General features: G+C 69.3%; 10 protein-coding genes. All 10 read right to left on the bottom strand.

From position 1 onward, the window contains the following. Positions 1 to 22: 22 nt before the first annotated feature. The 10 genes from ABZV40_RS01035 to ABZV40_RS01080 all read right to left on the bottom strand — a co-directional run bounded on the left by ABZV40_RS01035 (position 23) and on the right by ABZV40_RS01080 (position 11,483). Complete coding sequence (locus ABZV40_RS01035) at positions 23 to 2,029, bottom strand: MFS transporter (RefSeq protein WP_355434115.1); 2,007 nt, start codon at positions 2,027 to 2,029, stop codon at positions 23 to 25. A 100-nt stretch (positions 2,030 to 2,129) separates the two neighbouring features. After that, positions 2,130 to 2,543 carry a hypothetical protein gene (locus tag ABZV40_RS01040; RefSeq protein WP_355433885.1) on the bottom strand — a complete coding sequence of 138 codons (414 nt, stop codon included), beginning with the start codon at positions 2,541 to 2,543 and terminating at the stop codon, positions 2,130 to 2,132. 15 nt (positions 2,544 to 2,558) lie between these two features. After that, positions 2,559 to 5,324 carry a type I DNA topoisomerase gene (topA, locus tag ABZV40_RS01045; RefSeq protein WP_355433887.1) on the bottom strand — a complete coding sequence of 922 codons (2,766 nt, stop codon included), beginning with the start codon at positions 5,322 to 5,324 and terminating at the stop codon, positions 2,559 to 2,561. A 129-nt stretch (positions 5,325 to 5,453) separates the two neighbouring features. Further along, positions 5,454 to 6,026, bottom strand: coding sequence for a hypothetical protein (locus ABZV40_RS01050; RefSeq protein WP_355433888.1), 573 nt, complete (start codon positions 6,024 to 6,026; stop codon positions 5,454 to 5,456). 68 nt (positions 6,027 to 6,094) lie between these two features. After that, the gene (locus tag ABZV40_RS01055) at positions 6,095 to 6,640 is read right to left on the bottom strand and encodes a hypothetical protein (RefSeq protein ID WP_355433890.1); all 546 of its coding nucleotides are present in this window, start codon (positions 6,638 to 6,640) and stop codon (positions 6,095 to 6,097) included. A gap of 5 nt (positions 6,641 to 6,645) precedes the next feature. Further along, positions 6,646 to 7,224 (bottom strand): hypothetical protein, encoded by a 579-nt coding sequence (locus ABZV40_RS01060; RefSeq protein ID WP_355433891.1) that lies wholly within the window; start codon positions 7,222 to 7,224, stop codon positions 6,646 to 6,648. 8 nt (positions 7,225 to 7,232) lie between these two features. Next, on the bottom strand, positions 7,233 to 7,844 hold the full coding sequence (locus tag ABZV40_RS01065) for a hypothetical protein (protein WP_355433893.1): 612 nt from the start codon (positions 7,842 to 7,844) through the stop codon (positions 7,233 to 7,235). Between the two features lie 84 nt (positions 7,845 to 7,928). Next, entirely contained in the window at positions 7,929 to 8,501 is a 573-nt protein-coding gene (locus ABZV40_RS01070) for a hypothetical protein (RefSeq protein WP_355433895.1), read from the bottom strand. Positions 8,502 to 8,530: 29 nt separating this feature from the next. Then, positions 8,531 to 9,103, bottom strand: coding sequence for a hypothetical protein (locus ABZV40_RS01075; RefSeq protein WP_355433897.1), 573 nt, complete (start codon positions 9,101 to 9,103; stop codon positions 8,531 to 8,533). Between the two features lie 67 nt (positions 9,104 to 9,170). Continuing rightward, positions 9,171 to 11,483 carry a sodium-translocating pyrophosphatase gene (locus ABZV40_RS01080; RefSeq protein ID WP_355433898.1) on the bottom strand — a complete coding sequence of 771 codons (2,313 nt, stop codon included), beginning with the start codon at positions 11,481 to 11,483 and terminating at the stop codon, positions 9,171 to 9,173. Between the last annotated feature and the right edge of the window lie 15 nt (positions 11,484 to 11,498).

Below are 11,498 nucleotides of genomic sequence, written 5' to 3' on the forward strand. Positions count from 1 at the left end.
ACCGCAGTCTTCCAGCGAGCGGTCAGACCGCGGCTTCGGGGACCGCCCGCTTGCGGGTCGCGAGCAACGGCACCACGGCGGACCGGACCCGATCGGCCACCTCGTCGGCGTCACCGTCGGCCTCGACGACCACGTACCGGTCCGGATCGGCGGCGGCCATCTCGCTCAGCAGCCGCTGCACCCGCCAGTGGTGCTCCAGCGCGATCGACTTGCCGTCGGCGACCGGGCGGTCCAGCAGGATCGTCAGGTCGGGCCGCAGCCGGCCGGTGGCCCAGTCGACCAGGCCTTCGAGCTCCTGGTGTTCCAGCGTGCTGGTCGCCGTGAAGTGCGCGAGCGGTGAGTCGACATAGCGCTCCATCACAACTACGGAACCCTCGTCCAGCGCCGGACGCACCTGCCGTTCGACGACATCGGCGCGCACGGCAGCAGCCACGAGGGCCTGCGCCCGCACCCCGGCCAGCTCGGCCGACGACAGCACCGCACGCAGACGGCGTTCATCGTGCTCGGGATCGGCGGCCAGCAGCACGTCCAGCCCCTCGGCGCGCAACGCCGCGGCCAGGCGGCGGGCCTGCACCGAGGTGTCCTCGCGGGTGTCACCCTCGACCGCGATCAGCATGCCCTTGGTGTGCCGGCGCCCGCGAATGGCCGCGAACAGCGACGACAGCACCGGCTCCTCGCGGCGGTCGTCCATCTGCCGGTACGCGACGAGGCCCAGCACGATGGCGATCACCGCGCCGCCGAGCATCACCGGACGGGTCGCGTCGACCTCCATCGGGTGACCGAAGACGCTGACCTGCCGCTTCTGCAGCAACGCGACCAGCAGCGGGGCCCCGGCGGAAGCACCGAACAACACGATCTTGAGCAACGACTGGATCAGCGCGACCGTGCGACCGCGCATCTCGTCCTCGACCTGCGAGCCCACGATCGTCAGGCCGGTCAGGAACGCCACACCCGCGCAGGCACCGACGAGCGCCACCATCAGCAGCGCGATCCACAGGTGCGGGGCCAGCGCGACCAGCACCAACGTGATGCCCGCGCCCACGATCGTCACGCCGAAGAGGCGGTTGTAGGCGAGCCTGCGGGCCAGCCGGGGCGCGGTGGCCATGCCGAGCGCGAGGCCGAGGAACACGGCCACGAACAGCAGGCCGAACGTCGAGGCGCCGCCGAGCAACGACTCCGCGTAGAGCTTCGCGGTCGCGATCACCACACCGGCCGCGGCGAACGCGCCGATCATGCCGATCACCAGGCCGCGGACCAGCGGCGTCGCGGCGGCGAACCGGATGCCGTCGCGGAACATCGCGAGGAAGCCGGGCTTGTCGGCCTCGACCTCCTTCTTCCTCCTCGCCACGTGGCCGGAGAGCTCGGGCAGGCGGGTCGCGATCAGCACGGCGGAGGTGAAGTAGAGCAGGCCGTTGATGATCACGGCGATGGTCGCGATGCGGAACTCGAGGTCGCCGCCCTGCAGGTTCAGGTACGTCGGCACGCCCGCGATCAGCGAGTACAGGCCGAAGCCGCTGATCGTCGAGATGCCGTACGTCATCACCAGGCCCAGCTGGTTCGCCGACTCGACCTGGTCGGGACGGCGCAGCAGGTTCGGGACCGCCGACTCCTTGGCCGGGATCCACAGCATCGCGCAGCAGCCGACCAGGAAGTTCGCGACGAAGAGCCAGACCGGCGACCCGATCAGCGCGATGGAGATGAACAGCGAGCCGCGCGCGACGTCGCAGACCATCATCACCTTGCGGCGGTCGAACTTGTCCGCGAGCACGCCACCGATCGGCGCGAACAGGATGCCCGGCAGCAGCTGCGTGAGCACGACCAGCGACAGCGCGAACGACTGCCACTGGTAGCTGTGCATCATCTCGGAGACCAGACCGGTCAGCGCGAGCAGTGACAGCCAGTCACCGACGCTGCACAGGTAGGTGACGAGCCAGAGCCTGCGGAACGGCCTGATCGCCAGCACCGAGCGCAGCCGGTGAACCGTGGACACGCTGGACTCGGCCTGCCCCGTCTGGCCTGCCTCGGTCACTGCTGTGTCCGCGTCCTGAATCTCAGTCACCCCTATGTCGGCCCACCCCGTGGGATCAGAGTAACCGGACTGCGCGCCGGCCAATGCCCGACTCTCAGCGTCAGGAGCTGAAGATCGCCCCAAGAATGTTGACGATCACCAGCACGAAGAAGCCGATCACGATCAGACAGCCGATGAACGCGGCCACGCCACCGGAGGACTTGGCGGGCTGTTGTTGTTGCACCGCAGGCACTTGCGTCGGGGCGAACGACTGCAGAGGAGACACGTTCGGCGGCGCCGGCTGACGACGGCCTCGTGGCCGCCTGGACCGCTCCCGTTCCATCTGCGCCCAGACCGCCTGCCGCATCTCGTCGGTCGGCGCCGGCGGTGTCGGCACGGACACACGTGACGTGGAAGACGTCCACTGAGGAGCGATCCACGTGTCGGCGGTGACCAGACCCGCCAGGGGGTCGGGGAACAGCCGAGGGGGCGGCGGGGCCTGAGTCCCGTCCGGACCGAACTCGTTCGCCGGCACCGCCACCCCCTGCTGTCAGCTCTTGGACTTGGCCGGAGCCTTCTTGGCCGCCGCGGGCTTCTTCGCGGCGGGCTTCTTGGCCGGCGCCTTCTTCTTGACCGGCCCCTTGGCGCGCTTCTCCGCCAGCAGCTCGGCCGCGCGCTCGTCGGTGATCGTCTCGACGCTGTCGGTCTTGCGCAGCGACGCGTTGGCCTCACCGTCGGTGACGTACGGCCCGAACCGGCCGTCCTTGATCACCATCGGCTTGCCGGACACCGGGTCGTTGCCGAGCTCGCGCAACGGCGGCGCGGCGGCGGCCGACCGGCCCCGCTTCTTCGGCTCCGCGTAGATCTTCAGGGCCTCTTCCAGCGTGACCGTGAAGATCTGGGACTCGTCCGCCAGCGACCGCGAGTCCGTGCCCTTCTTCAGGTACGGGCCGTAACGGCCGTTCTGCGCGGTGATCTCGGCGCCCGTCTCCGGGTCCTTGCCGACCACGCGCGGCAGCGAGAGCAGCTTCAGCGCGTCGTCCAGCGTGACGGTGTCCAGCGACATCGACTTGAACAGCGAGCCGGTGCGCGGCTTCGGCGCCTTCGCCTTCGACGTGCCGTTCTCGGACGGCTCGGGCAGCACCTCGGTCACGTACGGGCCGAAGCGGCCCTCCTTGGCCACGATCTCGTTGCCCGAGACCGGGTCGGTGCCCAGCGACCGGCCCTCCTGCGGCGTCGAGAACAGCTTCTCGGCGATCTCCGCGGTCAGCTCGTCCGGCGGCAGGTCGTCCGGCAGGTTCGCGCGCTGCGCGGCACCGTCGACCTCGCGCTCCAGGTACGGCCCGAACCGGCCGACGCGGACCACGACCGTGCGGCCCTCGGCGTCGCTGAACAGCGGGATCGAGTTGACCTCGCGCGGGTCGATGTCCTCGACCCCCGACCCGACCAGCTTCTTCAGGCCACCGGAGCGGCCGATCGAGCCGTCCGGGCCGACGCTGCCGCCGAAGTAGAAGCCCGACAGCCACGTCGTGCGCTGCTGACGACCGGCGGCGATGCCGTCCAGCTCGTCCTCCAGCGCGGCGGTGAAGTCGTAGTCGACGAGCCGGCCGAAGTGCACCTCCAGCAGCCCGACCACGGCGAACGCCACCCACGACGGGACCAGCGCGGCGCCCTTCTTCCACACGTAGCCGCGGTCCTGGATGGTGCTGATGATCGACGAGTAGGTGGAGGGACGGCCGATGCCGAGCTCCTCCATCGTCTTGATCAGCGACGGCTCGGTGTAGCGCGAGGGCGGCGAGGTGGTGTGACCGTCCGCGGACAGCTCCGCGATCGTCAGGTCCTGGTCCTTGACCAGCTGCGGCAGGCGCGACTCGGCGTCGTCGGACTCGCCACCGGCCTCGGCGTCGACGGTCTCGACGTAGGCCTTGAGGAAGCCCGCGAACGTGATCGTGCGGCCGGACGCGGCGAACGTGACCTCCTGGCCCGTCGCGGCACGGCCCTGGATGCGGACGCTGGTCGTGTTGCCCCGCGCGTCGGCCATCTGGGACGCGATCGTCCGCTGCCAGATCATCTCGTAGAGCTTGAACTCGTCGGAGTCGAGCTCGGCGGCCACCTGACCGGGCGTGCGGAAGACCTCTCCCGCCGGCCTGATCGCCTCGTGGGCCTCCTGCGCGTTCTTGACCTTGCGGTTGTACTGGCGCGGCTGCGGCGAGACGTACTGCGCGCCGTACAGGTCCGTGGCCTGCGTGCGGGCCGCGTTGATCGCGGTCTCCGACAGCGTCGTGCTGTCGGTGCGCATGTAGGTGATGTAGCCGTTCTCGTACAGCTTCTGCGCCGTGCGCATCGTGCGGTCGGCGGAGAACCGCAGCTTGCGGCCCGCCTCCTGCTGCAGCGTCGAGGTCATGAACGGCGCGTACGGCTTGCGGCTGTACGGCTTCTCCTCGACGGAGGCGACCTTGACCGGCGCGTTCTCCAGGCCGGCCGCGATGGCACGGGCCTGGGCCTCGTCCAGCACGACGACGTCGGCCTTGCCGGTGAGCTTGCCGTCCGAGCCGAAGTCGCGGCCGGTGGCGAGACGGGTGCCGTCGACGGCCACGAGACGCGCGCCGAACTGACGCGGCGTGGCGTCCGCACCGGCGTCCATCTGCGCGGAGATGTCCCAGTAGCTCGCGGAGACGAACTTCATCCGTTCGCGTTCGCGCTCCACGACCAGACGCGTCGCCACGGACTGCACGCGGCCTGCCGAGAGCTTCGGCATGACCTTCTTCCACAGCACCGGGCTGACCTCGTAGCCGTAGAGGCGGTCGAGGATGCGGCGGGTCTCCTGGGCGTCGACCAGGTCCTGGTCGAGGTCACGCGGGTTGGCCGCGGCGGCCTGGATCGCGGACTCGGTGATCTCGTGGAACACCATCCGGCGGACCGGGACCTTGGGCTTGAGCGTCTCCAGCAGGTGCCACGCGATGGCCTCGCCCTCGCGGTCACCGTCTGTCGCGAGGTAGAGCTCGTCGACGTCCTTCAACGCTTCCTTGAGCTCGGTGACCAGCGACTTCTTGTCGGCGGACACCACGTAGAGCGGCTCGAAGTCGTGGTCGACGTCCACGCCGAGCCTGGCCCACGCCTGGCCCTTGAACTTCGCGGGAACGTCGGCGGCACCGCGCGGCAGGTCCCGGATGTGTCCCCTGGAGGACTCCACGACGAAGTTGCTGCCGAGGTACGACGCGATCTTGCGCGCCTTCGTGGGCGACTCGACGATCACCAGTCGTCGGGTGCTGCCCGCGCCTCCGCTGCTCTTTCTCGTCCGTGTCGATCCAGCCACTCGCCGTCCCGCTCTCTTCCAAACCCGGTTCCCAGGCCCGCCAGTGTTGCCCAGCGTCGGCCGAAAAGCACACCATCCGCGACGCCTGTACGACGAGACAGAGTGACACAACCTTGCCGGACCGCCCGCTCAGGCCGCCGGCCAGGTGCTCATCGCCACTCCGTGCGGAGGGCTCCCGACCAGCTCAGCGAGCCGAGCCAGCCTTCGTCGGCCGGTTACCCGCAACGCCGGAGCCCCTACCAGGGTGCACGGAAGTCCGGATGCGAGCAGGGCATTTTGCAACGGTTCGTGTGTCTGCGGTGCGTTGGGGTCCAAACCGAGGAGGTACGCCGACTCCATCCAGCTGCCCGCCGCCAGTGCCCACACTCGCAGCACTGCTCCGTTCAGCTCGAAGTCGGACGGCACCCGCTTGACGGATCCGTCCAGCCAGCGGGCGGCCAGTGGGGTGAGATCGGTGCGGAACGGCGTGCGGACGAACCGCGTGCCCTCTTCGTTCACGCAGAGCTCCGTCGTGACGCCGCGCTCGTCACACGCCTGCTTGAGCGGCCGGTGCCGCCACTCGTCACGCAGCTCGACGTACACGCGGGCAGCCGTGCCGCGTGCGAAGCTGACGGCCTGCCCCGGCCCGCAGAGCAGGCCGGCGAGGTCCGCCTTGGCCGGCGTGCGCGCCTCGGCCGAGAAGAAGGACAGCTGCCCAACCACGGCCCACAGAGTAGAACAGGCGTTCGACTGTGACCAGTGGTGCGCTTGTGACTACGCCGGTCGAGCGACTACCGCTGACCGCCGCTCTTGAGCTCACCGCACGGAACGGACTTGCCGATCGCGGCCGCGTACTTGGGCGACTTCTCCAGCGCGTCGAAGGTCGCGCGCAGCTCCTCCGGGCTGCTCACCTGCGAGGTGTCGGCGAGCGCCTTCTCCGCGCTCTCCCAGAACTGCGCGTTCGGTTCGAGCTTCTCGACCGGGGCCTGGGCCGCCGCGTAGGACCTGGCCGACTCGCCGACGTACTTCATCAGCCGTTCGTGCACGTCCTTCAGCTCGTCCGACGGCGGCCCCAGCTCCTTGAGCTTCTTCTCCGCGTCGACGAACGCGGTCGCGTTGGCGGTGACGAGCTTCAGGTAGGCCGTCTTGACCGCCTTGGCGTCGGCCGGGTCCGTGGCCCTCAGCTCCAGTCCGGCCTTCATGCCGGGCACCAGAGCGCCGCAGAACGCGTCGATCCACTGCCCTTGGGCGTCGGTGAGCGGCTTGTCCTCGTCGGAACCACAGGCGCTGGTCAGCACCGCTGTGGCCAGCACAGCGGCGAGCAGGCGCGTCCTCATGGCGGCTATTTTCCCTTGGCCAGTGCCTGCCAGTTCGCGCACACCTTGGTCTCCCGGAACGCCTCGGCGTACTTCGGCGTGCCCAGGATCTGTTTGAACATCGCCTCCGCGTTCTCTCGCGCCGTGTCCCCGCTGGTGGCCATGACCTGCCGATACCGCTCCGGGAACGTCTCGTCGGCAGCCAGGGTCCGCAACCGTCCGGACGCCTCCTCGAAGCCCTTCGCGGAGACCCGCAACGACTCGATCAACCGGTCGTGCGGGTTGCGGACGTCAGATCCCATCGGGCCGAGCTTCTCCAGGTCGTCCGCCGCCTTGCGGTCGGACGCGGCGGCCAGCGACGCCCAGGCCACCACGGCGTCCTTCACGGCTTCCCGCCCCTGCGCGGCGTTGCTCCCGATCTGGGACCGTGCGACCTCCACGGCACCCATCGGACCGCAGTACGCCTCGAACCACGCCGCCGGGTCGGCACCGGCCACGTCGGACGTCGTGGTGGGCGTGCTGACGGTGGTGGCTTTCTGGTCTGTTCCCGGGTTCGCACCGCACGCGGTGGTGATCGCCGCTGCGGCGACCACCACCGTGATCATGCCCGCTTTCACCGGCCCAGGAGCTTGCCGAGCTTGGTGCGCATCTCCGTGCACTCGGGCGCCTTCGCGATGGCGTCCTTGTACTTCGGGTCCGCGTCGAGCTTCTTGATCTGGTCGGCGAGCTTCGACGGGTCCGCGGACTCGCCGCCCAGCTTCTGGACCTGGTCCATGAAGTCGGGGGCGTTGGCGTCGAGCTTGCGCATCTGCTCGGCGACCGTCACGTACTCCTTGGCACCGTCGCCGAACATCTTCACCAGGTCGTCGTGCAGCTGCTTGGCCTCCGGGCCGGGCGCGCCGACCTCCTTGAGCTTCTTCTCGGCGTCGGCCAGCGACTTCGCGCCGGTGTCGAGGATCTTGAGCATGCCCTCCTTGAGGGCGACCGGGTTGCCGGCGTTCGTCGTGGCGACGCTGATGAGCTCGGCCGCGCCCGTCAGCACCGGCGTGGTGCCGCCGCAGAAGGCCCCGGCCCACTTGACCGGGTCGGCGGCGGGCGCAGCGGCGGACGTCGTGGTGGGCGCGGGCGTGGTGCTCTGCGTGGAAGGCGCGGCGGAGTTGGAGCAGCCGGCCAGGGCCAGTGCGGTACCAGCGCAGGCGGCAACGAATCTCAAACGTGCGTTCATGGTGAAATCCCCCAGGACAGGTCGAACCGGATCGCCGAACGGTACACGTTCGGGCGATCCGGTCCGAGGGGATTCCGGTGTGCGTCAGGACGTCGGGGTCGAGCTGGACGCCGTCTCCAGGCCCTTGCAGTTGGGCGCCTTCTTGGCGGCGTCGCCGAGACCGGTCTCGTCGAACTTCTTCTGCACGTCGGCGCCGGACTTCTCCAGCGCGGACGCCTTGCCGATCATCTCGGTGAACGCCGCCACGACCTGCGTCGGATCGGTGGACGAGTCGAGCTTCGACTTGGTGTCGGCGAGCAGGGTCCTGATCTGCCCCATGCCGTCCTCCGCCGTCGTGACCAGCTCCTTCGACTTCGGGTGCGGGCCGTTCTCCAGCGCCTTGAGGTCCGCGATCGACTTGTCGGCCGCGGCGACCTTGGTGCCGAGCCAGTCCGACAGACCGGTCTTGAGCTTCGCCGGGTCGTTCATGTCGATGCCGGGCTCGTCGGACATGGCCTTCACGGTGCCGTCGACGGCTCCGCAGACCTTGTCCATCCACGACACGACGTCGGCCTCGTTCGGGGTGGCCGGCGCCGAGGACTTGGACGAACCTCCGCTGCTGCACGCGGTGACCACGAGCAGAGAACTGGTCAGAAGCGCGATGGCTGTGTGACGCATGGGCCGGAAGCTACTCCGGACGGCCTGGCTCAGCTCGTCGGCGTGATGTTGAGGCGCTGCATCTCCTGGCACTTCTGCGCGCTCTGGGTGGCCTTCTGCAGCTCCGGAACGGCCTTGAGGTCGCGCAGCGGGTCAGCGAGCTCGGAGAGCTTGGCGATGGCCTCTCCCGCGGCCTGCATACCTCCGGTGGCGTCGTTCGCGTCGGCCTGCTCGATCCTCGTCTTGGCGTCGCCGAAGACGGTGCCCAGGGAGGTGAAGGCCTCGGCCATCTTGTTGACGGCGTCCTCGCCGCCCGCGACGGGAGACGGGCCGACGTTCTTGAGGCCGTTCGCCGACTTGGTGAAGGCGTCGGCGAGTTGCCCCATGTAGGCGGCCATCTCGGCCTTGAGCTTGGCGGAGTCGCCGGCGTCGAGCTTCGGGGCGGTCTTCTCGACCTTGGCGAACTCGGACGCGGCGCCGCACACCTTGTCCATGTAGGCGATGGCCGCGGGGCTGGCCGCGCCGCTGGTGGGCGTCGCAGAGGTGCCGGAGTTGCCGCCGTTGGTGCACCCGGCCAGCGCGGCGGCGGTGATCACGGCAGTGGCGACGAGGCGGAGCCTCATGTCGTAACTCCTCGGTCGGGGTACGTCGGGGGATGCCCCGAACGTACCCCGACCGTGGAGTGCGGAACTACGCGGCGCCGTTGCTCACGGTCTCCGCGGGCGTGTCCGCGATCGCGGTGCCACGACGCTTCGACACGACGATCGCGGCGACGATGATCAGTGCCGCGACCACGGCGATCGCGATGCGCAGCGCGTCGGACGCGTTGGCACCGATGGAGAAGGTGACGACGGCGGGCGCGATCAGCACCGAGACCAGGTTCATGACCTTGATCAGCGGGTTGATGGCGGGACCGGCGGTGTCCTTGAACGGGTCGCCGACCGTGTCGCCGATGACCGTCGCGGCGTGGGCGTCGGAGCCCTTGCCACCGTGGTTGCCGTCCTCGACCAGCTTCTTGGCGTTGTCCCAGGCACCACCGGAGTTGGCCAGGAAGACCGCCATGAGCGTGCCGGTCGCGATCGCACCGGCCAGGTAGCCGGCCAGCGGGCCGACGCCGAGACCGAAGCCGACGGCGATCGGGGCGAGCACGGCCATCAGACCCGGCGTCGCGAGCTCGCGCAGCGAGTCCTTGGTGCAGATGTCGACGACCTTGCCGTACTCCGGCTTGACCGTGCCGTCCATGATGCCGGGGTTGTCGCGGAACTGGCGGCGCACCTCGAACACGATGGCACCGGCGGCGCGCGTCACGGCGTTGACCGCGAGACCCGAGAACATGAACACGACCGCCGCGCCGATGGCGACACCGACGAGGACGTTCGGGCTGAACACCAGGTTGGTGAACGACACGGGCAGGTCGCCCGCGACGTTGCCGACCTTGATCACGGCCTGCTCGATCGCGTCGCGGTAGGAACCGAACAGCGCCGTCGCGGCCAGCACGGCCGTCGCGATCGCGATGCCCTTGGTGATGGCCTTGGTGGTGTTGCCGACCGCGTCGAGCTCGGTGAGGATCTGCGCGCCCTCGCCGTGCACGTCACCGGACATCTCGGCGATGCCCTGCGCGTTGTCCGAAACCGGGCCGAAGGTGTCCATCGCGACGATGACACCGACGGTGGTGAGCAGACCACAACCGGCCAGCGCGATCGCGAACAGCGCGACGACGACCGAACCGGAGAGCAGGAACGCGCCGTAGACGGCGGCACCGATGACCAGCGCGGTGTAGACGGCCGACTCGAAACCGACCGAGATGCCGGACAGGATCACCGTGGCCGCACCGGTCAGCGAGGTCTGGCCGACCTCCTTGACCGGCTTGTGGTCGGTGCCGGTGTAGTAGCCGGTCAGCCAGAGGATGACGCCGGCCAGCACGATGCCGATGATCACCGCGACGGACGCGATCAGCGCCGGGTTGCCGCTGGTGGCCTTGATCGAGTCGCTGATGCCGTTGAGGTCCGCGAAGGAGCTCGGCAGGAACGCGAACGCCGCGATCGTGCACAGGACGGCGGAGATGACCGCGGAGATGTAGAAGGAGCGGTTGATGGCCGTGAGGCCGCTCTCGCCCGTCTTCGCGCTCGTCGTGTAGACACCGATGACCGCGGTCAGCACGCCGATCGCGGGGACGATCAGCGGGAACAGCAGGCCCTGCGCACCGAACGCGGCGGTGCCGAGGATCAGCGACGCGACCAGCGTCACGGCGTAGGACTCGAAGAGGTCCGCGGCCATGCCGGCGCAGTCACCGACGTTGTCGCCCACGTTGTCCGCGATGGTGGCGGCGTTGCGGGGGTCGTCCTCGGGGATGTTCTGCTCGACCTTGCCGACCAGGTCGGCACCGACGTCGGCGGCCTTGGTGAAGATGCCGCCACCGACACGCATGAACATCGCGAGCAGCGCGGCGCCGAAACCGAAGCCCTCCAGCACCTTCGGGGCCTGGCCGGCGTACACGAGCACGACCAGCGCGGCACCGAAGAGACCGAGGCCGACCGTCGTCATGCCGACGACACCACCGGTGCGGAACGCGACGCGCATCGCCTTTTCGCGACCGCCTTCACCTTCGTTCGCGGCGGCGGCAACACGCACGTTGGCGCGCGTGGACAACCACATGCCCAGGTAGCCGATCGTCGCCGAGAACGCGGCACCGACGATGAAGAACAACGACCTGCCGATTCGTTCGGCGAGATCATCTGCCGGTAGCGCGAACAGCAGCACGAACACGATCACGACAAAAATGCCGAGCGTGCGGAACTGCCGGTTGAGGTAGGCCGCTGCGCCCTCCTGAACCGCCTTGGCGATGTCCTGCATCTTCGGGGTGCCCTGGCCCGCGGCCAGCACCTCCCTGAGCAGCACGTACCCGACGGCGAGAGCAGCCAGGGCGACCACGGCGACCACGGCTACGACGCCGCGATCACCCCCGGAGAGCTCGAGGCTCTCCGCGAGGAATTGCCGGGACATCCGTCCTCCTGGTGA

The organism is Lentzea sp. NPDC004782, from assembly GCF_040609115.1.
In the GTDB taxonomy this organism is placed as follows: domain Bacteria; phylum Actinomycetota; class Actinomycetes; order Mycobacteriales; family Pseudonocardiaceae; genus Lentzea.

Bases quoted from the DNA above. Each gene is read 5' to 3' on its own strand.
- ABZV40_RS01055 (WP_355433890.1), bottom strand. From the start codon at position 6,640: ATGAGGACGCGCCTGCTCGCCGCTGTGCTGGCCACAGCGGTGCTGACC.
- ABZV40_RS01060 (WP_355433891.1), bottom strand. From the start codon at position 7,224: ATGATCACGGTGGTGGTCGCCGCAGCGGCGATCACCACCGCGTGCGGT.
- ABZV40_RS01065 (WP_355433893.1), bottom strand. From the start codon at position 7,844: ATGAACGCACGTTTGAGATTCGTTGCCGCCTGCGCTGGTACCGCACTG.
- ABZV40_RS01070 (WP_355433895.1), bottom strand. From the start codon at position 8,501: ATGCGTCACACAGCCATCGCGCTTCTGACCAGTTCTCTGCTCGTGGTC.
- ABZV40_RS01075 (WP_355433897.1), bottom strand. From the start codon at position 9,103: ATGAGGCTCCGCCTCGTCGCCACTGCCGTGATCACCGCCGCCGCGCTG.
- ABZV40_RS01080 (WP_355433898.1), bottom strand. From the start codon at position 11,483: ATGTCCCGGCAATTCCTCGCGGAGAGCCTCGAGCTCTCCGGGGGTGAT.